A 24,041-nucleotide genomic window follows, 5' to 3' on the forward strand; every position below is an offset into this window, starting at 1 on the left:
CACCTTCAACGAAACGTTTGCCAACAGGGCCGCAATCCTTTTTTACAAAATTAGATAAATAACATGAAACAACTATTACAAAATTTAAAAACAGGTGAAATTAGTATCGCGACATTACCGGAACCTAGTTTACAAAAAGGGCATCTACTCATCGAGACAGCCACTAGCCTCATTTCTGCAGGTACGGAGCGCATGCTTTTGCAATTTGGTCGCGCGGGAATGATCGGTAAGGCGCGCCAGCAGCCTGATAAAGTAAAACAAGTTTTATACAAAATTCAGCAAGAAGGGCTTTTGCCGACGATGGAAGCGGTTTTTAGCCGTTTAGACGAACCAATGCCTCTCGGTTATTCCAATGTCGGTCGTATTGTTGCGGTGGGAGAAGATGTTGCAAATTTTCAAGTGGGAGACCGGGTCGTCTCCAATGGGGCACATGCAGAATTTGTTAGCATACCGCAAAACCTTTGTGCGAAAATACCTGATAACGTCGACGATGAACAAGCCGCTTTTACTATATTGGGTGCGATTGCCCTCCAGGGAATTCGTCTATGCCAGCCTACAATTGGCGAGACCGTCGTTGTTGTTGGTTTGGGAGTCATTGGCCAGTTAGCAGCTCAAATTTTACATAGTTCGGGAGTCAATGTTCTCGCCACAGATATGGACGCAACACGTGTTCAAATCGCACAACAATTGGGAATAAAGGCTTTGCACATTACACCAGACACGGATGTTGTTAGCTACGCGATCGAGGAGTCTGGAGGAAACGGTGTTGACGGGGTGGTCATCACTGCCGCAACGCACAGCAATGAACCGATTGTTCAAAGTGCCGCTATGTGTCGTAAGCGCGGAAGAATTGTATTGGTGGGAGTGGTTGGCCTCGATATTCCACGCAATATTTTTTATGAAAAAGAACTTTCTTTTCAGGTGTCGTGCTCTTATGGAGCCGGTAGATACGACAAGTTATACGAAGAAAAGGGCCATGATTATCCCATTGCCTATGTGCGCTGGACAGAGAATCGCAATTTTCAGACAATTTTGCAGCTCATTTCCCAACAAAAGCTACACATTTTGCCCCTAGTTTCCGATAAGTTTCGTTTAGAAGAAGCACAAACCGCATACGATAAAATTCTTAGTAAGGAAAAGACTTTGGGGGTTGTTTTACAGTATGCGGCACAAAAAAATCGTGAGACAAGAATTGATTTTGTGACACATAAGGAACAACAACAGCAAATCGCTGTTGGAATTATTGGTGCGGGGGTATTCAGTAAACGCACCTTGCTACCTATTCTGCGTAAACAAAAGGTGCAGGTGGTCGGAATTGCTAGCCAACGTGGCTTAAATGCTAGTCATTTAGCTAAAAAATACAACATCGGTTATGCCACGAGTAATTACCAAGATCTACTCAAGGACGAAAAGATCAATGCTATTTTCATTACAACGCCTCACCACCTACACGCACAGATGATTCTCGAATGTTTTCGTTATAAAAAGCACACTTTTGTTGAGAAACCACTTTGCATCCATGAAAAAGAACTCGATGAGATTAGCGCTGCGTATAAAAAGTTAGACAATATACTATTCACTGTGGGTTTCAACCGTCGTTTTGCACCACACAGTAAAAAAATACAGTCCTTACTGGCGAATGAAAATGCTGCAAAATGTATCCATATCACAGTAAACAGTGGCTTTTTGCCTTCCGATCACTGGTTGCAGGATTTAAAAGTGGGGGGAGGACGAATTGTCGGTGAAGGTTGCCATTTTATTGATCTGGCGCTATTTTTTGCCCAAAGTACCATTACCAGTGTATACGCTACGAGTATACAAAGTAATGCAGACAATGTCACCTTGCAGTTGACTTTTGCCAACAAGTCGATTGCTACGATCCATTATTGGAGCAACGGACATAAGAGCTATCCAAAGGAAAAAGTGGAAATTTACTGCAACGGTAAAATTTTGATCTTAGATAATTTTAAACAACTGCGCGGTTATGGCTATCCTTCTTTTCGCAAATTCCATTTGCGAAACCAAGACAAGGGGCACAGCAATGAAGTACAGTGTTTTTTCGACAGTTTGCAAAATGCAAAATCGTGTATTTCTTTCGCTGAGATGTACCAAGTGACCAAGACGAGTTTTGCGGCAATGGAATCTTTAAAGACGGGAAATGCGATTTCTCTATGAAGTGGAAATACCTATTTGCAGAGTTAAAAGACTTAGGATGGCGCAAATCCGTATTTCGCATAAAGTACGAAATTGCACGTAAATGGTTGCCGTACACGCGCCCTGTTAAAAAAAATTCAAAGTTGATGGCAACCATTTCTTTACAAGAATGGTCAACACAACGGGTAGCCTTTTTCGGTCCTGATTTTACATGCTTGGAAACGAAAAATGCCTATTGTGAGATGTTCTGTGATGATGACAAAAACAAAATTATCGAATATGCCGACTGTGCGATAAACGGACAAATTTTTTGTTTTAGTAAGTGGTGGGGAGACTATGGCAATCCCATCGACTGGCATAAAAATCCGCAAAGCGGAGTTTCGTGGCCAAAAGACGTTCATTACTCACAGATATACTCTCATGCGAAAGAGTGCGGAGATATCAAATTGGTGTGGGAACTCAATCGTTTTCCCCATGTATATTTTTTAGTGCGCGCCTACTTACTTAGCGGAGACGAAAAGTACGCCGCCGCATTTTTTCAGCAACTACATGACTGGAAAGAACAGAATCCTTATCGTGCAGGTGCCAATTGGGCAAATGGACAAGAATTGGCCATTCGTTCGTTGGCGTGGATATGGGCACTATACATTTTTCGCCAAGCATCGTGTTTTGGCGAAAAGGATTTCCAATGTTTGCAACAATTACTTTACTTACATGCAGAACATATTTATCGCGAAATCCACTATGCTAGGTACGCGGTGCACAATAACCATCTCATCGGAGAGGCATTGGGGCTGTATGCGATTGGTTCTTTGTTTCCGTGGCTTCCTAAGACCAAAAAATGGCGTGCTTTGGGAAAACAAATTTTACAGAGCGATTGCCTGAACCAGTTTTACGCAGATGGTGGTTATTGCCAAAGTTCGCATACATATCATCGTTTGGCATTGCACTATTACATTTGGTATTGCCGCATTGCGGAAAGCATCGGCGATGAAATTAGCTCAGAAGTTTATGATCTTGTGGTACAAAGTAGCGATTACTTATTGGCGTTCATGAATAGCACCAACGGGCACTTGAACAATTGGGGATGCAATGATGGTGCTTTGTTTTGTCCATGGACACAGTGTGGCTACCGAGATTTTCGGCCGCTGCTTTCTGCGGCAAAATATTTAACAAGCGGGAAACGTTTATTTGTTCGAGGTCCGTGGGAGGAAGAATTGTTTTTTCTTTTCGGTCGCGAAAGCGTACAAGCTTCCATATCGCCACCACAGTTGTCGTCCAAATCCTTTCCCGCGGCAGGTTTGCATACCTTGCGTGTGGATCAACAAAATTTTGCCATTTTTCGTTGTGGCTCAGTGATCGATCGTTTTGGGCAGGCCGATCAACTTCATGTGGACATATGTTGGCGTGATATTCCCATCGCTGTTGACGCGGGAACATATTCATACTACCAAAAAGAAGATCACAAATACTTCATGGGCACGCATAGCCATAACACGATAAGTGTGGACGATAAAAATCAAATGTACCTGCTGCGTCCTTTTAAATGGCTATACTGGACAAAGGCAAAGTTACTTTGTTATCGCCAAAGACAAATGTGTGGTGAGCATTATGGCTATGCTGGTGTAGTGCATGAGCGTGATGTGCGCTATGAAAATAACGCTTGGGAGGTAAAAGATAGCTTAAAAGTAAAAAAAACGCACAAATATGTTTTGCACTGGCTAATCACTTTTTTTTATTTTACAATTGTCGAAAAAAATGCCAATTATTTAAAAATAAGATTACAAACTACAAAAGGGAATTACTACTTGCAAATAGAATCCTCTTCTGATGCGGAGTTTTTCGTGCAGGTAGCAAATGCAAATGATAAACAAGGGTGGCTTTCACAATTTTACGGGCATGTAGAAAAAGCGATTTCTATTCGAGCCATCACCACAAGCAACTCTGTTACCTTTGTCTCTCATTTTACAGATAATGAAATTTTTTAATGAATACTACATATTGTTATGAGAAATAGACACTTTTTTTTCTTCGATATTTTACTATTGTTGGCAACACCATTCTTAGCACTTGTACTGCGTTTAGAGACATTCCATCTCCATGAAACATTGTTTTTTGTACCGCTTATGGTCTACACTCTTTGCGCCGTCATTGTTTATTTGTGTAGCTTTTATATTACTGGTGTTTACAGCCGTTATTGGGCAGAGGCGAGCATACATGAGTTTTTGTCTAGTTGTATTGTAATTGTAATGTGTAGTCTTGTACTGATTGCCATTACCTTCGCTTCGCGTATTTATTTTACACAAAGTACGATGTATCCCTTTGTGTATTTGAAGAACTTACCGCTTTCCGTACCTTTTATACATAGTATTTTAACGCTGCTCGCTTTTTTAAGTGTACGTTTTAGTTTGCGTTCTGCGCAACACGTCCATGCCTATAAAGCGGCATCGAATGGCGGAAGAAAAACGTTGCTGATTGGATCGTGTAATATTGCGCGTACGGTAATGAAAAATACGTTAAAAACAAATCATGTGTATGGTTTCCTGGATGATAATCCCAAAAAACGCGGAATGAAAATAGAGGGCAAGCCGATTCTCGGTTCCATAGACTCTATTGCTAGTGTTGTCGAGAAGTATCATATAGAAGAAGTGATTATTTGTTTGCCAGACCTGACAGGAATGGTAACGCAAAAAATAGTTACCGCCGTAAAAAAATATAAAATTGAAGTAAAAGTAGTGGCCAATGCTTATAAAATAGTGGCCAGTAACGATTTCCCCGCATACGAAATTCGCAAAATAAATGTCGAAGATTTGCTGCAGAGAGAAGCGATTGTATTTGACATGGCGAAAGTACAAGAACAAATACAAGGCAATACGGTTTTGGTGACGGGGGCGGGAGGTTCCATTGGTAGTGAACTTTGCCAGCAATTACTTAGTTTGAATCCACAGAAAGTCATACTACTTGGTCATGGGGAAAATTCTATTTTTAAGATTCACAAGAAGTTGCAAAAGCAAACCTCTGTGGAACTCATTCCCGTGATCGCTGATATTCGTTTTCCACACAAAATGGTCAACATTTTGCAACAATACTCTCCCAACATTGTGTTCCATACCGCAGCGCATAAACACGTACCGTTGATGGAAGATAATCCAGGAGAGGCTATTGATAACAATATCCTTGGTTCTTACAATTTATTGCAAGCATGCGTCCAAAGCGATGTGGAAAAATTTGTACTCATTTCGACAGATAAAGCGGTCAACCCTAAAAGTATTATGGGAGCGACAAAACGCATTGCCGAATTTTTTGTACATTGGACCGCACGCAAGTACGATAGAGCCTATGTTTGTGTTCGTTTTGGCAATATTCTCAACAGCCGAGGCAGCGTGATCCAGACATTTGAACAGCAAATAACAGAGGGCGGACCCATCACGGTTACCCACCCAGATATGGAGCGCTACTTTATGACAATACCTGAAGCAGCACAACTCGTGCTACAGGCATTTTCATTGGGTAAATCAGGAGATATTTTTATTTTAGATATGGGAAATCCAATCAAAATACTGGATTTAGCGAAGAATTTATTGGCGCTGCATGGTATTGGTGAAGATGAAATTGCGATAAACTTTGTGGGAATTCGCAAAGGGGAAAAATTATACGAGCAACTCAACTACGAAAAAGAACTGTGCGACAAAACGACGTATCCAAAAATACTACACGTAAACAATACAACGTCGCCTTTTACAGAAGCTGAAGAAGTTATCGCAAAACTGAAACAGCTACGCGATGAGAATCAAAAAGAGAGCATCGTCAATTTTTTCCGTGAGCTAATCCCTGAGATTGAGATATGAAAAAAATACTACTCATTCACCAAATATTTGTTACTCCAGACGAACCAGGAGGAACACGGCACTATGAACTTGCCAAACATCTAGTGCAAAGGGGATTTTCTGTTTGTGTTATTGCTTCGCGTATTGACTATTTAACCGGCAAAAAGAAAGACAAAAAACGCGAGATTCGCGATGGCATAGAAATTTTTTATTGTGCAGCGTTTCAGTCTGTACACCGCAGTATATTTTCTCGGGCCTTAAGTTTTTTATCTTTTGCGGTGAGTTCTTTGTGGACGGCGTTGACCATAAAGAAAATTGATGTGATCTGGGGAACTTCTCCACCCATTTTTCAAGCAATTACCGGCTTTGTTGTGGCAAAAATACGACGCAAAAAATTTTATTTTGAGGTACGTGATCTATGGGTTGATTTTGCGAAAGAATTAGGTCTGGTGAAAAGTTCTCTACTCATCACCCCTGTTAAAATATGGGAAAAGATTCTGTATAAATTCAGTGATAAAATTATTGTGAATTCCCCTGGGTTTGTGCCATATGTAGAAAGGCATGTAGCCCCAGAAAAAGTGGCGATAATTCCCAACGGTGTGATTACCAAAGACTTCGAAATACAACAACAAACATCTTTTTTTCGCGACCGCGGGGTAAAAGAACAGTTTATCGCGATTTACATTGGTAACTTAGGCATTGCAAATGATATTGAAAATATATTAGCGGCCGCTGAACGATTGCAACAACAAGAGATCGCCATTGTGTTGATGGGGGGGGGAATGCGCTTTTCATCTTTTGCAGAAGAAATAAAGACACAGCAACTCAACAACGTATACTTATTCCCTCCTCAGTCCAAATCGCAAATCCCCAGTATTCTTGCGGAAGCGTCGTTGGGCATTGCTACGTTAAAAGATATCTCGTTGTTTAAAACGACATACCCCAACAAGGTTTTTGACTACATGGCGGCAAAATTACCGACTGTTTTGGCAATTGATGGTGCTATTCGCGAGGTGATTGAAAATGCAAATGGTGGAGTGTTTGTCCCACCTGGGGATAGTGAAAAGTTAGCCAACGCTATTGTGGATTACTCGGAAAACCTTGACATTGTAAAGGAACAAGGTGAGAATGCTTTTAGGTATGTGAAAAAGTACTTTGAAAGAGAAGTCATTGCCGAGGAATTGGTAGAAATGTTTCGATACTAGGTAAACGGTATATGATATTTTGTTCTTTACCCAAAAAATAGATCGTTGTATACTAGAGCGTGTCATTAATTAGATAAATTTTATTTGATGACACCCTAATAAAATTTATCCTACCAAATACTATATTTCGTAAGTTTTTAGTATGAAAAAATACATTCTACTTGCCAGCATTTTTATTTTAGCAGCGTTCGTATCCATATCCACTCTTGACTGGTATACAAATCTATTTGATATATCTCTATATAGCATTTCGTATATTCTAACACTGGTATTTGTGTTTTTTGGAATCTATAACCTTGTTGTCCTTAAACTGCACGTTTTATCTATTCCGCAACTGTATCTAATCGTTACTTTTTGTTTTACATCAGGTAGCGTATTCGTTTATGGTTTAGGTTATGAGAGCGCTTTTGATCGCCTAAAATGGTTTGATGAAAATTACATGATCCTTGCAACAAAAAGTATTCTGCTGGCGGTTTTAAGTTTTGAGTGGGGAATTTCTTGTGCCCTACTTGGCAAAAAGACGGAGAACGGGTATTTTGAAAAACGTGAGTTTAAAGACGTATCCCCTATTTTGATAGTTGGTGCAACTTTGTTTTTTTTGTCGGCTGTATATACGATGTATTCTTATAAAATCGTTTTTGCCGCTATTACCTCTAGTTATAAAGACCGGCATATAATGCTAATTGAGTCTGACTTTAGATACTTTGTTGTCCTGTCATATTGTATTCTTCCACTGTCTAATATGATGATCTATAGTGCTTGGCATAAGAAAAATCTTATTTTACCGCATATAGCGGCTCTATTTTCCTTTTTTGTTTTTTTAGTTTCGGGTGGTCGAGGACCGACTCTAAGCTTTTTACTCGCGGCTTTATTTTGTTTGCGAGTCACGGGTAAGTACGAGTTTAAACATAGCAAAATATTTCTTTTAGGCCTTGTCATTGTCTTTTTTATTCCATTTGTGAAACAAGTACGAGATCAAAGTGCTACGGATGTTTATGGGCATGCCCCCACTGTTCTACAGGGATTTATGGAAATGGGACAGAGTATCCAAACTCTCTCAGGTACCATGATGATTATCCCTAATATGGAGAATTTTCAATATGGAAAACGCTATGTTAGTGCTGTATTGAGGGTGTTACCAAATATCACAAAGCAAAATATCACCGAAAGAAACGCGAATTTAGGAAGTTGGCTAACATTGTACTTAAATCCTCATGCGTTTGGAAAAACAGGAGGGTTAGGGTACCTCCAAATTTCGGAGTTTTACAGTCAATTTGGAATTTGGGGGATACTAATTGGGTTTTTTTTCCTTGGTTATATAACAACGGTTTGGAATCGTAAATGTGAAGGTAATATATACACGGAGCGAGGGGTCGCAATGTCCTCCTTTATCGTGTTTATTTTACTTCTTTGGATACGTGCGGAAGCCGCTTTATTAAGATATATTATTTGGGCAGCAATTATTATCTTCTCCAGCAATCAAATAATTTTCTTTGTAAGGAAAAAGTAATGCCAAAAAAAATGAAAATTTTGCATGTTTTTGGCAGTACCACTTACGGTGGAGCAGAAAAAAGAACACTCGATATCATCGCATATGTTGACAAATCTTTGTATCAGTTCGACATTTGCTCTCTAGTGAATAAAAAAGGGACGCTGGATTCTCATATTCAACAATTAGGGTGCAAAATATTTTATCTATCAAAAAAAAATCCTTCCTTTCGTAAGCATTTCTTCGATATTCTTCGTTCGGAAAAGTATGATGTTGTCCATTCGCATGTTTATCCGTTTTCAGGTTACATACTTTATTTAGCTCATAAAGCAGGTGTTCGTAAACGCATTATGCATTTGCGAAGTTCATACGAACAACAACAAAGTATTTATAGAAGATGTTTTCGCTGGGGAATGAACCATTTTATTTACAAATACGCGACAGACATTCTTGCCGTTTGCAATGGAGCTATGGATAAAGTGTGGAGCAAATACCGCGACGACCGTTGTAAAGTTATTTACAATGGCATTGACTTAACTTTGGCACACCAAGCAAATAATACAGATATACGACAGCAGTTTGCTATACCTGAAAAGGACTATTTAATTACTCATATTGGAAGTATGGTTCCTGTAAAAAACCATGAGATGATTGTTCGAGTATTTTATGAAATTCAGCTACAAAAACCCAATGCATATTTACTACTCATCGGTCGGCGCAATGAGGGCATCGAACATCGAATAATCGAGTTGTGTAAAGATTTAAAGATACACGAAAAGGTAATTATTGCCGGAGTACACCAAAATATCTTTCCTTTTTTACAAACGTCGGATTTATTTTTGTTTCCTTCTTTTTTTGAAGGATTACCGGGAGCTGTACTGGAGGCCTGTGCCGTTAGTCTCCCTGTGTTAGCTTCCGATATTCCAGGTGTCAAAGAAATATCTCACCATTGTAACAACGTTTATTCTCTTTCTCTGGCAGAACCAACCAAAAAATGGGCCCAAAGATCTTTAGATATTATGCAAAAAAAACACGATATCAACTTGCAAGACACGCCTTTTTGTTTACAGAAAAACATAGCCGCAATTTTAGATGTTTATCAAGGTGAAAAATGAAATATCCAATAAGATTGAACAAGTATAAATGGGGGAGTTTATTCACGAAATATCTACCATCTGCGTATGACCCCCGGAAAGTAGCGCAAGAAAATTTATCCAGAAATGAATTTTCTCAATCGGTTTCCGCTTTTTGTTTTGATAACGTGTATAAAATTACAAAAAGTGATCGCCATCCATTAACGAATAGTTACCTATCGACTCTTTTTGCAAAACCAACCATCGTAGATATTGGCGCATCTGATGGTACCACATCTATGGATGTTATGGAAGCTTGCCATGGGAACTTTTCGCATTACTACATAACAGACCTAAACATGGAAGTGAGTTATTATCATTCTAAAAATACATATTATTTTTTTAATGACAAAGACGAGTGTATACTAATGGCAAATAACTATTTTGTTATTTACCCTGGCGACAAAGAGTCTGTCGCTCTTTTTAAATTTTTTGCGAAAAAAATCTATAAACTTTTTGTGGACTCAGGTAAGACAAAAACCAAAGTGCAGTTGGTCAATCCCGAGTTAAAGAAATGTGGTGATAGCATCACTGTGAAAAAATTTGATATCTTTGACACATGGGATGGAGATAAGGCAGACATTGTGATCGTGGCTAATTTGTTGAACAAATGCTATTTTAGCGACGAAAATATCGTGAAGGCTCTACACAATGTTTTCTCTTTTATAAAGAATCCTGGTTACTTGGCGGTAATCCACGACTTACAGGGCGAAAAGGCGTGTATTTTTCGCATAGAAAAAGACGAAATTTTTCTGGAAAAAGAAATAAACGGTGGCGTTGAGGTTAAAAACTTGGTTCTGGGCGCTTTTTCTTCCAAGGCGAACTAACGAGTGTCAGAAGTAATCATGGTACTTGCCGCCATAAATGTTTCTTGAGCACAACGTTGCCAACTGTAGTCTTGCGATCTTTGCCATGCTTTTTGTGCTAACGTTGTTCGTAAATCTCTATTGCAAATAAAATCTTTTACTTTTTGCACGATATCTTCCTCTTCAAGAGGATTAAAGTATAGCCCACCATCTTGGAGTAGTTCTTTTATGGGCGGATAGTGCGAAGAAACTATTGGTAATCTGTTTGCCATTGCCTCTAAAACGATGTTTGGCATATTCTCACAAGTAGAAGCAAAAATGAAGGCATCTGCCATACTGTAAAAACGATGTATTTCTTTATAACCTACTTTACCATGATAGTGTACATATTGGTCATTAGGTTGAATTGTTTGTAACGACTCATTTAGTTTTTGCAATGCCTGAGGATAGGCACCTCCTACCAAGTGTAATTCTAATGGATAGCCCAATTTGATTAACTTGTCGAATGCTTTGACAACATTCCATTGGTGCTTGTAAAAGTTGACGATCGAAACATACAAGAATTTATAGCGTTCGTTTTGCGAATAAGAATTTATTTCTTTCTCCTCCTGCCGATGTTCTGTGCGAAACGAAAGAGAAACTCCGTGAGGTATAATTTTACTGTTGCGTAATGTTGTCGACTCCAATACCTTGTGGCGCGCATATTCACAAAGAAAAATGACAAGATCGGCATTTTTAAACGAACGGCGTTGCACGAAATTTAGCATCTTGAAACGCCACCTTGTTAGGGACAATAGAGAATATCTTTGCTGTTCTGTTTTTTCAAAAACAAGCATATTACGGCAGTAAGAAATGTAAGGTCGAAAGTTACCTGTGTAATTACCGCTTACCGAAACTAATAAGTCGCAATTTCGCAGGTGTTTGGCGAGATAAAACCAACGCCAAGCAAGTATAGAGGGTAAAGATTTGTCTAGCCATGGATGACTAATTTTATGTAACCATTTTTTATCCTCAATAAGTTGTAAAGTGGCACTAGGGGCCCAAACAACTACTTTTTCAATATTGTATTTCTCAGGCGTACAGTGGTTTAACAGTTCTGTAAGGTGCGTTACTCCTCCCCCAGCTCTTATATTTGATCCGTCAAAAGCAATAATCATCACATTCTTTCTAAAACTGAAAATAAATAAATGGTTTGTCTTGTATGGGCCACAGGGCGAATAGAATCATTCCAATCATCACACACAACAGACTCATTTTCCATAAAGGCAATTTGGCGAGCAGTTTGTCTATTCCTCCACAAAAAAAGGAATATAGGTGCAACATGTAGAAAAACAATACCAGTAGTGCACTTAAAAACAGAGAAGATGTACCCAAACCAATATTGCGAAACTGAAAGTTGAAATCAAAAATAACAAACTTTTGTAAACAATACAGCATATCGGCAAAGTCCGTAACGCGGAATGTAATCCAGGTAAGTAAAACCCACACTTGCATGGCAAAAAAAGCCATTAACTTAAAGACAAAATGCTGAAAGTTTTTTTGGAACCGTTTTTGCCACACATGATACAGTACTAAAGCAAAACCATGTAAAAAACCCCATAAAATAAAATTCCAGCTTGCTCCATGCCATAAGCCGCCTAAAATCATTGTCAGCATAAGATTACGGTATGTGAGTATTGTTCCTTGACGATTACCACCAAGTGGAATGTATAGATAATCTCTTAACCAGGTTGATAGAGAAATGTGCCATTTTTTCCAAAACATAGATGGATTTGTTGCGAAATAAGGACGATCAAAGTTGAGGGGGAGATGGAATCCTAAAATTTTGGCAATGCCAATTGCCATGTCCGAGTAGCCGGAGAAATCACAGTAAATCTGTATGTAGAAGCAGATCGTGGCAAACCAAATAATTGTACTGTTAAACCCTTGGGGAGATGTAAAAATGAAGTCGGCAAACATCGCAATATTATCGGCAATGATCACTTTTTTGACCAATCCGCGTACTATTAGAAAAAGACTTTCTGTGTCCCAATTTAGCTTGATAGGAATTTTCAACTGTGGCAAAAATTCTTTTGCGCGAACGATAGGACCAGCGACCAGTTGTGGGAAAAAACTGACAAATAATGCAAAATCTAATGGCGACGAACACGGCGCCAGCTCGTCTTTGTATACATCTATTGTATAACTCATTGTTTGAAATGTATAAAAGGATATTCCGACAGGAAGAATAATGTTTAAAGAGGTCCAGGATGGGTCATAACCAAAAATTCTCATGACCAATAAAAGGTTGTCTTGAAAGAAGTTTGCGTACTTAAAGAAAAACAAAATTCCCAAATTACAAAAAATGCTCATGAGTAAAAACGTTTTTTTCTTGGAGGGAGGAGATTTTGCAATGAGAATAGAAAGATAGTAATCTACGATGGTCGAAAACAAGATAAGACAAATAAAGGCAGGATTCCAGTACATGTAAAAAATGTAACTCGCCGCTAACAATATTATTTTGCGTCTTGTACTTTTGTTGTGAGTGAATATAATAAAAAACAGTAATAGTAAACCCACAATGGCGAGTAAAAATAGTTTGTATTGTAGTGACTTTTTCGCATAAAAGACGGCACAGGTTATTATTGTAAACAAAGCCTTGTACAAACTATCGCAATTTGCGACATATATTGTTAGTATTAACAACGTAATAAAAATACTAAATTCTATTGTTGGGAATAACATTAATTTATCACTTACTACTAAAAATATGAAAAAAACAAAATTTTTTATCGCGGTTTTAAGTATGGTGACCGGTTCTACAATAGCTCTATTGTTATGTCCACTGGCCTTTTTTTACTTTCCCGATTCAAGCAAAAGATTTTTATACATCAAAAAGTATTTTGCGGATAACCCATCCATAAATATTAGTACAATATTTTTGGGGAACAGTGTCGTCATGAACGGAATAGATGCTGGATACTACTCGCAACTTAAAAACAATCAAGTGGCTTTAAATTTGTCCACTCCTGGACAATCTTTTTTTGAAAGTCTTTTCATTGTTGAAAACATCTCGAAGCCAAGCCGCCTATTTTTAGGCTGTAGCCCCCAAACTCTGTTATATGAGATGAATAATATCCCGCCTAGCAACATAAACTCTTTGTTTATGTATGATTACCAACTTTCACATGCTGCATCATCCATTATAAAAGAATGTGGTGGGGAAAAAACACTAAAATCTTATAATCGATCTTTTTTTCAACACAATATGTATTCGCGTTGGATTGTTTTTTCTGGGGTGAACACCTTTTTCCGCTCGTTGCTACGTAAAGATCTAAAACTGGAGAATGCACAACGCAATGTCTTTTATCCTCGCCCATATGTAAAGAAAATTTCTTCAACAGCGTTACGAAAACTACAAAAAAAATATCATAGAGAACGAAAGAAGTTTGTTGTAAACAAAAATCGCATGCGATTTTTGCAACAATTTTCGGGGTATTTAAAGAAAAAAAATATACCTCTTACTCTAGTTATTTTACCGGAGCATCCGTATCTTCAAAAGAGTACTTCAGCCCAATTTTACCGCGACATGCAGTCTGAATTAGATAAGGTGCAACGCAATTTAAACATCACGGTATACAATTTGTATAACATTTTAGATGAAGGAATGTTTATTGATCATATACACCCTTCACAACAAGGGGCGAAAAAGTTAACACGTTCTATCGCGAAATTAAATAAAGTAAAAGATCCAGAGTGAAACGCGGAAAGGTTAGTTATTTTGACAAAAAATATCGAAAAAAAAGTATATATGCCAGCATCGTTGTTGGTTGCTGTATTGTTATTTCTTCCTGTACTACTACATTTTATTGCTTTATACATCAACGTTTCTAAAGCTGGATTTCTCTTAGTGCGTAAAATAGATATGATGGTGTTTGTTTTGTTGTGTGCTTACATGCTAGCCATTTTGCTGGTAAGCAGAAGGAGAGACCTAAGTATCAAAGTGGCTTTAATTGTGTACGCATCATTATTTCCTGTTCTCATGTTGGAGCTTGGTATTTTTTTGTTAGGGGATGAGAATCCACGGGTACCATTGCCAACAATGAGAGTCGAATCTGTTGCGGGAAACAACATGCCAGGTATTGAAGGAAAGGTTACTTTTTCCGTCAACAAATTAGGTGTTCGCGCTCCAGAATTGTGGCCCACTTCACGTGGTGATCGTATTTTATGCGTGGGAGGTAGTACGACAGAGTGCCGTTATGTTACCGACGAAAAAAGTTGGCCATGGTTACTAGGGACAGCATTGTCTAAAACATTGACAAGGCCGATACTTGTTGCAAATGCTGGACGGAGTGGCCATTTCACTCTCCATCATTTATATCAATTACAACACTACAAACTAGCAGATGAATTTGGTATCGTTGTCATCTTGTGTGGGATCAATGATATGGGAACATTTCTGCGCAACAATTATGAACAGCGTATCACTCTAGTTCCGAAAGAATCTCTTACGGGAAGCAGCGCACAGGGGGCGTACTATCATCATTCTTATTTAATACAAATATTGAAAACAGCGTTTGCCAGATCTAGTTTTGCGGTAAGGGATGCACAGGGAAAATGGTATAATTCGCTGCGTAATAGGAGAAAAAAATTACTACAGCAAAATACAATCACCACCATACCAGAAAATTTTGCATATGCCTTAGACCTTTACAAATCGAATTTGGAAAAGATTATTCACCACTGTTCCTTAAAAAAACAGCGACTTATTTTGCTCACTCAGCCAACAATGTACCAAAAGAATATTTCGCAGGAATTAAAAAAACTCATTTGGCAACACACCAGTGGCGGTGCCTATACGCCCGAAACTTTAGCTAAAATAATTACGGAATACAACAATACTCTGAAAAATGTTTGTAAAGCTCATAATGTAGCATGCGTTGATTTGGCTTCCTTACTACCAAAAAACGAGTCTACTTTTTACGATGACTGTCATTTTAACATTCGTGGCTGTCAACAGATTGTGATTCATTTACAAGACGCGATCGTGAGTAAATGGAAAATCTTGCAAAAATAAGCAAAATGGTTTTTCGCTTAAAAAAACCTTGGAATGAATAAAGTAGTGAAACATGAAACAAAAAAAACACAATGATCTTGCAACAGTCAGTAGAAACATTTTTATCACAGGTATAGGGATTCTATTTCAAAGGTTTTCTAAGTTTTTCATTATCATACTGCAAATAAAATACTTGGGACTCGAATCGTATGGACTATTTGTTCTTTGTTTGAGCTACATACTCATTTTAAGTACGCTACAAACCATGGGGCTGCGTTGTTTGGTAAAATACTGCGTGGAGTTTCGTATGGCCAAACAAGCGGAGGCTCTGTGGGCAATGTACTGGACAAGTATTGTGGTTCCCGTTTTAGCGGGAACAATAGTGAGCGCTATTGCCGCAATTGTGGTGTTGTTTTTAAATCTTTCACTAACAACAACCTACGTTTTTATGTTTTTTTTACTGTTTTTACCCCTTATTGGGTCCGCAGATCTTTCACTATTTATGACCACAAGCTTCGAAACCAATTTTTATATCTCTTTTGGCCGAGATATTGTGTCACCTATTATTGAAATAGTGTTGTTGTGTATCTTTCTATTTTTCCCCATTGTTCCAAGTAGTATCTATGTTGTCATTTGTACATACGCTACGTCGAGAATAGCGTTGTATTTTATTGCGGCGTACTCTTTTTCTAAACTATGCTCTTTGAATGACATTCCAAGCTACGCGGGTTATAAAAACATACGTCTTCTACACGCGCACGCCCGCGAAGTGAAAAATGCTGTTACGTACTGCATTCCGTTTTTGGGGGGAAACATTTTTGTACAAGCCAACGATTTAATCGATGTATTGTTGTTGGGGATGTTTACCAACAACACGCTCACCGGAATATACAGACTGTCAAAATCTTTGGCGAATATTATTGGCAGTGTGAATGCGATTACTCTGAATATGCTACCATCGATCACCTCTAAGCATTATCAGACAAAAAATTACGCCGCTATTCATACGGTATACCTCCACAGTATTAAGCTTTCGATGTTACTTGGTTTTCCAGCATTAGCTGTTTTTATTTCTTTTCCTGAGTTGATATTAAAAATATTTAATGAAGAGGCTATGCAAGCATCTGTATCTATGCAAATATTATTGCTTGGACAAGGCTTTTTCTTGCTAACGTGTGGATTTAATCTTATCTTATCGATGACCGATAAAGCTTACCTTCATGCATTTAATAGTGCCTGTGGGGCGGTGATTAACGTAATTCTTGGCTATTTTTTCATACATTTGTGGAATATAAATGGCGCGGCATTGGCGACAATATGCACCTTATTTTTCGTCAACATCCTAAGAGCTTTGCAAGTTTACTATTTCTACAAAATACATTTTTTTCACCGGTTTACTTTGGTGATGATTGTATTATTGTTTTCCACCATCACCATGCTCTTTTTTGCCAAAAATACTTTTGCCGTTGGTATAATCATCGCTATATTTTTAGGGGCTCTTTGTTATCTTTTTATATGGAGCATTTGCTGGTTTTTTGTACTGAGTAAAAAAGAAAAACAACATATTATTTCCTTCTAGCAATTTCGAGGTATTTCTATTGTCAAAACGCAAAATAAAAAAAATATGCTTTATACTTTTATCTATACTTTTGGGACTGAGCCTAAGTGAAATGTTATTGAGGCTTACTCCGAATATAAAAGTATCTACAGTAAAGTGGGTCCCTAACTCTATGATGGGTGCGATTATGGCTCCCAATCAACAGGCGAGATTTTCCAGCATGGAGTTTGACAATGTCGTGTTGACAAACAGTGCCGGTTATCATGATTTTGAATACACATACAAAAAGAGTAAAGATACTTTTCGTATTTTAGTGCTGGGAGATTCTTTTGTCGAAGGAGTACACGTAAAGAGGCATGAACTTTTCTTTAATATTCTACAGAAACAACTCAATCAAAACACCGCAGATAAAAAATATGAAGTGGTTGCCATCGCTCGTTCTGGTTGGGGGACAGCGCAGGAGCTAAAGGTATTTGAGGAATACGGATTGAAATACCAACCGGACTTGGTGATATTAGCACTTTTGCCGGGGAATGATTTTGGCGATAGTCATCTTTTATTAAAAAAGGATGTACACATGCCTTATTACCAAATCAAACAAAACGGGTTGTCTTTTGTTCACGCGCAACAAAACGCCTCTTTGAATGGGTGGTTTTATACCTTGTACAAGTCTTCGCAACTTTTGTGTTTTCTTAAGCAAAATTTATCTACATTTCGTAAAGGTCGTTCGTCGCGTAAAGGCATCCCATCTCATTTGGGTTTATATGTACGAAACAAAGGTAAAGATTGGCAAGAAGCGGTGGAGATCACGTCCTTGTGTCTTAAAAGAATGAATGAAATTTGCCAGGAAAAAAATATAAACTTCTTGTGTTTAGTCCTCGATGACAAAGCTCTGATGGGCGAGGAAACAGGAGTAAACTACAAGAAAACATATCCTAATTTGTCCCTAGAGGAATACGATTTTTACTATCCATATACATTTCTATATGGTTTTTGTAAGAAGCACAACATCCAACAGGCGTCTTTATTGAAGTATTTTCAGCAAGATTTCAAAAGCACAGAAAAGCGCAGCCATTTTGTGTATGACGGGCATTGGAACGAGTATGGTCACAGCCTAACGGCTAAATTTTTATATGAATATTTGAGTTCTCGTCCACATCTAATGGGGAAATCTCGCTGAAAACGAGGGTTATGAGTTTTGGTAGGTATCTAAGTACCACTCGACAAACTTAGGAATACCTTCCTCTATACATGTTGTCGGTGAAAACTCTAGCTTTTCTTGCGCTCGGTCTATGGACGCGTAGCTTTTTTGAAAATCTCCTGGTTGCATGGGCATAAGGTTTTTTTGTGCCTTTTTACCTAAAGTTTTTTCCAAAATAGAAATCATGTCGAGCAAATATTCACATTTGTGATTGCCCAAATTAAAAATTTCATATTTTCCTAAATCATCGTGGTCTATTGTCGCCACAACTCCCGCAACGATGTCGTCGATGTAAGTAAAATCACGCCACATATCACCATTGTTATATACATCTATGGGCGTATTTTTTAGGATCTTTTCCGTAAAAATAAATAGAGCCATATCAGGCCGTCCCCAGGGGCCGTATACTGAAAAAAATCGCAAGCCTATCATTTGCATGTCATAAAGGTGATAGTAAGAATGCGCCATGAGTTCTGAGCATATTTTGCTAACGCCATACATACTACTTGGCGTACGGATAATGGCATCTTCACGACAAGGAAAGTCTCTATTTGTTCCGTATACGTTCGAGGTGGAGGCATAAATCACCTTCGCAATACTATGCTCACGACAACATTCTAATAGATTTAGAAAACCCGTGACGTTTGTGTAAATGTAAGCATGAGGATTTTCGATACTGTAGCGTACACCCGCTTGGGCGGCTAAGTGTACTACAGTATCGATTTTTTCTTCGCGGAAAACTTGCTGTATTTGTTGTGTGTTGCCAATGTCACACAAGTGAAAGCGGTAGTTTTCATATTTCTGCAAAACAGCGTTGCGCGCTTTTTTCAAATTGATATCGTAGTAATCATTTAAGTTATCAACACCGATAACCGTTTCTCCACGTTTGAGTAAGCTGTGTGCTAGATTCATTCCGATAAAACCAGCTGATCCCGTAATGAGTATATTCATATTGACTTTCTTTCAAGCGAGGTTTTCGCACTTATTTCTTGAAGAATAGTTATTATACGTTGTGCCGTCTTACCGTCCCATAGTTCTGGGACTTGGTAATTTTGATTATTTTCCAGTTTTTGATAAACATCTAATATTTTTTGCGTTGCAGTTCCCACAAGAGTATTACTGCCATGGGTTAATGTTACCGGACGTTCTGTATTTTCGCGAATGGTCAGGCATGGAATTCTCAAAGCCGTGGTTTCCTCCTGTAGTCCACCGCTATCGGTGATGACCAAACTACTTGTGCTCCATAGACGCAAAAATTCAAGGTAAGATAAGGGAGGAGACGTCATTATATTATCGTTTTCTAGCAATTTTTGTAGAGAAAACTCTTCTATCTTTTTTTGCGTTCGCGGGTGCATGGGAAAATACACTTTTTTTTGCTTTGCAATTTCTATTATCGCTTGCAATATTTGTTGCAAATTGTCTTTGTCATCGACATTAGACGGACGATGCATGGTGATCACCACGTGGGAGTCTTTGGTGGTATTTCCTACTTTTTGTAAACCGTAGTGGAGATTGTCGATCATGATGTTACCTACAAAAAAAATATGCTGCGCTTTTTTTCCTTCTTTATGTAAATTTTCGATCGCACTTTTCTCTGTAACAAAGAAATAATCGGTAATGGCATCGGTTAAAACCCGATTTACTTCTTCTGGCATAGAAAAGTCACCGCTGCGAAGCCCTGCCTCAATGTGCGCCACCTCAATATGTAGCTTTTTGGCGGTAATGGCACACGCAATAGTGGAGTTTACATCCCCGACCACTATCACCATTCGTGGCTTTTCTTCGAGACAAATTTTTTCAAAGGTCATCATTATTTTGGCCGTTTGCTCTGCGTGGGATCCCGACCCAACTTGTAAGTGATGATGAGGACTTGGTATTTCTAGTTCTTCAAAGAAAGATTGCGACATTTGGTAGTCATAGTGTTGTCCAGTGTGAACGAGCTTCCAAGTAATGGTTCGTTGTTTTTTGAGTTCGCGAATGAGAGGGGCTATTTTTACAAAATTTGGACGCGCTCCGGCGACGATTAATGTATGCATTATGTTATCCCATATTTGGTCTCGAATAAATAGACCATAGACTTTAGGTGGTATTTGATAAATAAATAATATAATTTGTATGAGTGGATAAAGAAAGTAAAATGTAGTTTTATTTTTGTCATAGTGTAACTGACAACATCAGTTTGCTTTGGCGAAAAAAATACGGACATGGAGAGAGTTCCAAAAAAATTTTGATGGATTAACAGAATGTTTTTGACAGGATAAACAGATGAAAATGAAATTACTCTTCGCAATACTTCTTATTGGTTTTGGTGCTTACACAGGTTATATTGTCCTCAATGATGGCTATTGGAGTGTTTTTGAAGTTGCTTTTTCCAGTCTTCCCGCCATACAGTTATATCTTGACTTGGCGATATCGGTATTGCTCATCGACATATGGATTATATTTGATGTACAAAAAAGCGGTAAGTCATGGGTGGCGGCAGTACCTTTTATTTTGCTGTCGATGGTGTTTGGAGTGATCGGACCACTGGTGTATCTTGTGCAACGAAAAGAGGTGGAGTGATTGTCATTCCGCCTAAAACGGAATGACAATGATGATTATTTCTGCTTTTTCTTTTGATGATATTCTGCCAAAATAGCAGTTAGGTGTTTTACGTAATTTACTGGTCCACCTTTTTTGTATCCTGTGCGCGCAACTTCGTTGCCTTCATGATCGGTGATGATAATGGTGGGATAGCCGCGAATACCGTACTTCTTTTTGGCCTTATCATTTTGCTCTTTTAGCTTCGCAGGTAATTTTTTCTTTGCGGGAAAGTCTAACTCTAGACAAATGAAATTTTCTTTTGCATAGTCTTTAAACTCTTTGTGATTGAAAACCTCTTTTTTTAATTTGATACACCAATAGCACCAATCACTTCCGGTAAAGTCGATGATGATGAGTTTTTTGTGTTTCTTGGCAAGTTCCTTTGCCTTGGCCATATCGGTGATCCACAGGTCATGTACTTTCTCGTCCTTGACTTCTCTATCAGCAAAACACGGCATGCAAAGCAATAAAACAACTAGTAAGTAGCAAATGTTTTTCATAGTAGTTTCTGGCGCGAGCCAGCCTCCTTATTTTTCGAAACGATTTACAAATGTAACATTATTATGTGCTATATTTGCTCGTTTGTAAAGAAGGGTTTTTTCGCTATTTATGTAAGCATTTGCTGTATATTTTGATAAGCAACGATTAATTTTTCGCGTAAGGGTTGCGCTTCGGTGAAAAATTGTCGTTGTAAGTGCGTGTACTGCTGACGCCCTTCGGGGGTTTCAATGCAAATAGGTTCGTATCCCATGACACTCATATCATAAGGACTGGCACGCATGTCCACTTCGCGAATCCTCCATGCCAATTCAAAAGCATCGGCAATGATGTCGCTGGCGATCCACGGATAGAATTTGTGTGCCCATTTGTAGAGGTCCATATTGGCGTGTAAACAGCCTGGTTGTTCAAAGTCGCGGCGCGTTTGTTTGGTGGGATTTAGCTCATTCAACGGCTTGGCGGGTTTGGTGAAAAAGCGAAATGCATCGTAATGTGTGCAGCGAATGCGACTATTTTCCACGAAATTCATTATCTGTTGTGGTGACATGCGCAGTGGTAAGTTGTGACGTGTCTTTTGCTGACCGTAGACCATCGCCCATTCATGAAGTCCTAGGCATCCTAGGTAAGGAGAGCGCTCTTTCGTTTGCTGCAATAGATCGATAATCCACGAAATGGTATTTTTGCGCTGAGGAGAAATTTTGCTTATATCAAGTGTAACACCGTCATTGTGTTTTTTGTACAGATGATTTTTTAGTAAATCGGACGCAGAGTCTCCAGTTAGAATCACTCCTATACCGGGACTCCACGATTTTAATTCCGAAAAACGAAACGAATAATACTCAAATAAAAAGTCGATAACCGGATGCTTGGTACTCTTGCTTCTATTGCTAAAGTAGTTCTTGAGCAAGTTGTCTATTCTTTTTTTTAGCTCTCTACTTTGTTGGTGCCACTTTTCTTCGGTAAGTACTTGCATCGTTTATTCTCGTTGACTATTTTTCTGTGTAAGGAAGAGTTATTTTTGACTTATACTCTTCGCCGCACAAGATCTCTGTATCAAAATAATGCTCTGGGCTTTTGTAGTTGAGATCATAGTTGTCGATAGCGATCACAAATCTCTCGCCTTTTTCCAAGTCATATGAGGTGGTGACCAAATCCCAGGTCACTTTGACAGGCTCATCAGGTGTTTGATCATGTAGGGTAATCGGAGCGTGAGTGATCAAGGTAGCAAAGCCGGTGCTATCAACCGTATACAGGTGAGCGATCATTTGTATTTGCGATTTCGATGGCTTAATCCACATTTCGACTTGCGGAGTTCCGCGTAGTTGAAAGTCCTCTTCTAGAGGTGCACTTTGGTAATAAATAGAGATCAGTGGATTTGTTGTTGGTAGAAAAGTAATAATCGGAATCGGAGTATGTGCCTCGAAAATAGCGCCAATAATTGGTACTCCGGTAGAGATCCCCGATAGTATTCCCGAGGAAATACCATCTTTACCTAGCTCTGTAGGAGCAACGTCTAGTAGCTTGCCGTTTTTGAATATCGTGCGCTCGCCGAAGAAGTACTCCTTGGTCTTAATGCTTTTGTGTGGCCATGCGGGAAAAGAATCGCGTTCTCCGGTGTTTTTGACCGCCATGGTCACAGGTGGTTGTTGCATGATACCAGTTTTTTGCCCTTTTAGCCAATAATCAAACCACATGTGGGCGTTTTTCCATACATAGTTTTCAATACCCACTAAACCACCGAGTTCCGCGGAAGCGTGTATGCCAAGATTTAAGTCTAAGCGTTTGGGAACGTTGAGCTTTTCGTAGAGGCGAATCACCGAATTTGGTTGGAACATTTCATCTTGGAGATTGTTGCTGATGTACACCGGAGCATTGCGTTTGTTGATTTTATCTACCACGTAAAGCGGAGATCTTTTTTTGGCCCATGCCATGGTTTCCGGTATGTTTTGTCTTTTCACCAAATTTTGGTAGTGCTTGTAGATCATCGGGTCCATATTGCCGGTGAGGTATCCTGACCCCAAAAGTACGGTGGCCCAAACAACGTGTGGTGTTTCGTTACCGTAAAGTGAGGTAATCAAGTCTCCCCATACGCTCATTGCCGCTGCGGTTTTGATGCGTTCGTCGTGAGCGAGTCCCAGTAGAGAAATACCTGCGCCGTAAGATATCCCGCTAATTCCAATATTGTCTTTGTCTACAGGTGTATTGGCAATGACCCAGTCAATACAAGCACTCAGGTCTTCCATATCCTGTGGTCCGGCAACTGTTACTTTACCTTCCGATTTTCCCCAACCACGAGAGCTGTAGCTAAATACGATGTATCCTTTTTCCGCAAATAGAGCTGCCTGTACATAGTATTGATCTTCGTCCATTGCCCAACTATTGGGAAAAATAATGGCTGGGAATTTACCTTCTCCCTCCGGAGTAAATACATTGGCTGAAAGTTTTGTGCCATCTGCGGATAAAACGGAGATGTTGTCTTGGTATTTGTACTCGCCAGCAAATAGAAGTGCGGTGACGAGGAAAATAAACACTAAGTGTTTCATAGATTGTCC

General features: G+C 38.9%; 19 protein-coding genes. 12 read left to right on the plus strand and 7 right to left on the minus strand.

Annotation, left to right across the window (positions count from 1 at the left end; genetic code table 11):
• Positions 1 to 63: 63 nt before the first annotated feature.
• The 7 genes from UABAM_RS00105 to UABAM_RS00135 all read left to right on the plus strand — a co-directional run bounded on the left by UABAM_RS00105 (position 64) and on the right by UABAM_RS00135 (position 10,635).
• Positions 64 to 2,175: a bi-domain-containing oxidoreductase gene (locus tag UABAM_RS00105; RefSeq protein WP_151965955.1), complete on the plus strand. Its 2,112-nt coding sequence runs from the start codon at positions 64 to 66 to the stop codon at positions 2,173 to 2,175.
• Positions 2,172 to 4,142, plus strand: a complete 1,971-nt coding sequence (locus UABAM_RS00110) for an alginate lyase family protein (RefSeq protein WP_151965956.1) — start codon at positions 2,172 to 2,174, stop codon at positions 4,140 to 4,142. The genes UABAM_RS00105 and UABAM_RS00110 overlap by 4 nt, the downstream gene beginning before the upstream one ends.
• Positions 4,143 to 4,160: 18 nt before the next feature.
• Positions 4,161 to 6,002, plus strand: coding sequence for a polysaccharide biosynthesis protein (locus tag UABAM_RS00115; RefSeq protein WP_151965957.1), 1,842 nt, complete (start codon positions 4,161 to 4,163; stop codon positions 6,000 to 6,002).
• The gene (locus UABAM_RS00120; RefSeq protein WP_151965958.1) at positions 5,999 to 7,186 is read left to right on the plus strand and encodes a glycosyltransferase family 4 protein; all 1,188 of its coding nucleotides are present in this window, start codon (positions 5,999 to 6,001) and stop codon (positions 7,184 to 7,186) included. The genes UABAM_RS00115 and UABAM_RS00120 overlap by 4 nt, the downstream gene beginning before the upstream one ends.
• A gap of 142 nt (positions 7,187 to 7,328) precedes the next feature.
• Positions 7,329 to 8,696 carry an O-antigen polysaccharide polymerase Wzy gene (gene wzy, locus UABAM_RS00125; protein ID WP_151965959.1) on the plus strand — a complete coding sequence of 456 codons (1,368 nt, stop codon included), beginning with the start codon at positions 7,329 to 7,331 and terminating at the stop codon, positions 8,694 to 8,696.
• Positions 8,696 to 9,790, plus strand: coding sequence for a glycosyltransferase (locus UABAM_RS00130; protein ID WP_151965960.1), 1,095 nt, complete (start codon positions 8,696 to 8,698; stop codon positions 9,788 to 9,790). The genes wzy and UABAM_RS00130 overlap by 1 nt, the downstream gene beginning before the upstream one ends.
• The gene (locus UABAM_RS00135) at positions 9,787 to 10,635 is read left to right on the plus strand and encodes a hypothetical protein (protein WP_151965961.1); all 849 of its coding nucleotides are present in this window, start codon (positions 9,787 to 9,789) and stop codon (positions 10,633 to 10,635) included. The genes UABAM_RS00130 and UABAM_RS00135 overlap by 4 nt, the downstream gene beginning before the upstream one ends.
• On the opposite strand, the gene UABAM_RS00140 is transcribed toward UABAM_RS00135, so the two are convergent.
• Positions 10,632 to 11,771 (minus strand): glycosyltransferase family 4 protein, encoded by a 1,140-nt coding sequence (locus UABAM_RS00140; RefSeq protein ID WP_151965962.1) that lies wholly within the window; start codon positions 11,769 to 11,771, stop codon positions 10,632 to 10,634. The two genes, UABAM_RS00135 and UABAM_RS00140, sit on opposite strands and share 4 nt — an antisense overlap.
• 10 nt (positions 11,772 to 11,781) lie before the next feature.
• The gene (locus tag UABAM_RS00145; RefSeq protein ID WP_151965963.1) at positions 11,782 to 13,338 is read right to left on the minus strand and encodes an MBOAT family O-acyltransferase; all 1,557 of its coding nucleotides are present in this window, start codon (positions 13,336 to 13,338) and stop codon (positions 11,782 to 11,784) included.
• A gap of 214 nt (positions 13,339 to 13,552) precedes the next feature.
• Here UABAM_RS00145 and UABAM_RS00150 point away from each other — a divergent pair, with 214 nt between their 5' ends.
• From UABAM_RS00150 to UABAM_RS00165, 4 genes are read left to right on the plus strand one after another with little or no spacing between them, the layout of a single operon-like run.
• Entirely contained in the window at positions 13,553 to 14,353 is an 801-nt protein-coding gene (locus tag UABAM_RS00150) for a hypothetical protein (RefSeq protein ID WP_151965964.1), read from the plus strand.
• Positions 14,354 to 14,374: 21 nt separating this feature from the next.
• On the plus strand, positions 14,375 to 15,670 hold the full coding sequence (locus UABAM_RS00155; protein WP_151965965.1) for an SGNH/GDSL hydrolase family protein: 1,296 nt from the start codon (positions 14,375 to 14,377) through the stop codon (positions 15,668 to 15,670).
• Positions 15,671 to 15,722: 52 nt separating this feature from the next.
• The gene (locus UABAM_RS00160; protein WP_151965966.1) at positions 15,723 to 17,228 is read left to right on the plus strand and encodes an oligosaccharide flippase family protein; all 1,506 of its coding nucleotides are present in this window, start codon (positions 15,723 to 15,725) and stop codon (positions 17,226 to 17,228) included.
• A gap of 19 nt (positions 17,229 to 17,247) precedes the next feature.
• Positions 17,248 to 18,387, plus strand: a complete 1,140-nt coding sequence (locus tag UABAM_RS00165; RefSeq protein WP_151965967.1) for an SGNH/GDSL hydrolase family protein — start codon at positions 17,248 to 17,250, stop codon at positions 18,385 to 18,387.
• Between the two features lie 9 nt (positions 18,388 to 18,396).
• Here the strand turns inward: UABAM_RS00165 and UABAM_RS00170 are convergent, their stop codons facing one another.
• Entirely contained in the window at positions 18,397 to 19,359 is a 963-nt protein-coding gene (locus UABAM_RS00170; protein ID WP_151965968.1) for an NAD-dependent epimerase/dehydratase family protein, read from the minus strand.
• Complete coding sequence (gene wecB / locus UABAM_RS00175; protein ID WP_151965969.1) at positions 19,356 to 20,444, minus strand: non-hydrolyzing UDP-N-acetylglucosamine 2-epimerase; 1,089 nt, start codon at positions 20,442 to 20,444, stop codon at positions 19,356 to 19,358. The genes UABAM_RS00170 and wecB overlap by 4 nt, the downstream gene beginning before the upstream one ends.
• A 229-nt stretch (positions 20,445 to 20,673) precedes the next feature.
• Between wecB and UABAM_RS00180 the strand changes: the two genes are divergently transcribed.
• The gene (locus UABAM_RS00180) at positions 20,674 to 20,970 is read left to right on the plus strand and encodes a hypothetical protein (RefSeq protein WP_151965970.1); all 297 of its coding nucleotides are present in this window, start codon (positions 20,674 to 20,676) and stop codon (positions 20,968 to 20,970) included.
• 35 nt (positions 20,971 to 21,005) lie between these two features.
• On the opposite strand, the gene UABAM_RS00185 is transcribed toward UABAM_RS00180, so the two are convergent.
• The 3 genes from UABAM_RS00185 to UABAM_RS00195 all read right to left on the minus strand — a co-directional run bounded on the left by UABAM_RS00185 (position 21,006) and on the right by UABAM_RS00195 (position 24,032).
• Entirely contained in the window at positions 21,006 to 21,491 is a 486-nt protein-coding gene (locus UABAM_RS00185; RefSeq protein ID WP_151965971.1) for a thioredoxin family protein, read from the minus strand.
• Between the two features lie 107 nt (positions 21,492 to 21,598).
• Positions 21,599 to 22,462 (minus strand): 3-methyladenine DNA glycosylase, encoded by an 864-nt coding sequence (locus UABAM_RS00190; RefSeq protein WP_151965972.1) that lies wholly within the window; start codon positions 22,460 to 22,462, stop codon positions 21,599 to 21,601.
• A 16-nt stretch (positions 22,463 to 22,478) separates the two neighbouring features.
• Positions 22,479 to 24,032, minus strand: a complete 1,554-nt coding sequence (locus tag UABAM_RS00195; protein ID WP_151965973.1) for a CocE/NonD family hydrolase — start codon at positions 24,030 to 24,032, stop codon at positions 22,479 to 22,481.
• Between the last annotated feature and the right edge of the window lie 9 nt (positions 24,033 to 24,041).

Source organism: Candidatus Uabimicrobium amorphum (assembly GCF_009002475.1).
Taxonomy (GTDB): domain Bacteria; phylum Planctomycetota; class Uabimicrobiia; order Uabimicrobiales; family Uabimicrobiaceae; genus Uabimicrobium; species Uabimicrobium amorphum.

Coding starts and splice junctions, on each gene's coding strand:
- UABAM_RS00185 (WP_151965971.1), bottom strand. CDS start 21,491: ATGAAAAACATTTGCTACTTACTAGTTGTTTTATTGCTTTGCATGCCG.
- UABAM_RS00110 (WP_151965956.1), top strand. CDS start 2,172: ATGAAGTGGAAATACCTATTTGCAGAGTTAAAAGACTTAGGATGGCGC.
- UABAM_RS00150 (WP_151965964.1), top strand. CDS start 13,553: ATGAACGGAATAGATGCTGGATACTACTCGCAACTTAAAAACAATCAA.
- UABAM_RS00105 (WP_151965955.1), top strand. CDS start 64: ATGAAACAACTATTACAAAATTTAAAAACAGGTGAAATTAGTATCGCG.
- UABAM_RS00130 (WP_151965960.1), top strand. CDS start 8,696: ATGCCAAAAAAAATGAAAATTTTGCATGTTTTTGGCAGTACCACTTAC.
- UABAM_RS00115 (WP_151965957.1), top strand. CDS start 4,161: ATGAGAAATAGACACTTTTTTTTCTTCGATATTTTACTATTGTTGGCA.
- UABAM_RS00195 (WP_151965973.1), bottom strand. CDS start 24,032: ATGAAACACTTAGTGTTTATTTTCCTCGTCACCGCACTTCTATTTGCT.
- UABAM_RS00120 (WP_151965958.1), top strand. CDS start 5,999: ATGAAAAAAATACTACTCATTCACCAAATATTTGTTACTCCAGACGAA.
- UABAM_RS00170 (WP_151965968.1), bottom strand. CDS start 19,359: ATGAATATACTCATTACGGGATCAGCTGGTTTTATCGGAATGAATCTA.
- wecB (WP_151965969.1), bottom strand. CDS start 20,444: ATGCATACATTAATCGTCGCCGGAGCGCGTCCAAATTTTGTAAAAATA.
- UABAM_RS00145 (WP_151965963.1), bottom strand. CDS start 13,338: ATGTTATTCCCAACAATAGAATTTAGTATTTTTATTACGTTGTTAATA.
- UABAM_RS00160 (WP_151965966.1), top strand. CDS start 15,723: ATGAAACAAAAAAAACACAATGATCTTGCAACAGTCAGTAGAAACATT.
- UABAM_RS00135 (WP_151965961.1), top strand. CDS start 9,787: ATGAAATATCCAATAAGATTGAACAAGTATAAATGGGGGAGTTTATTC.
- UABAM_RS00140 (WP_151965962.1), bottom strand. CDS start 11,771: ATGATTATTGCTTTTGACGGATCAAATATAAGAGCTGGGGGAGGAGTA.
- wzy (WP_151965959.1), top strand. CDS start 7,329: ATGAAAAAATACATTCTACTTGCCAGCATTTTTATTTTAGCAGCGTTC.
- UABAM_RS00190 (WP_151965972.1), bottom strand. CDS start 22,462: ATGCAAGTACTTACCGAAGAAAAGTGGCACCAACAAAGTAGAGAGCTA.
- UABAM_RS00180 (WP_151965970.1), top strand. CDS start 20,674: ATGAAAATGAAATTACTCTTCGCAATACTTCTTATTGGTTTTGGTGCT.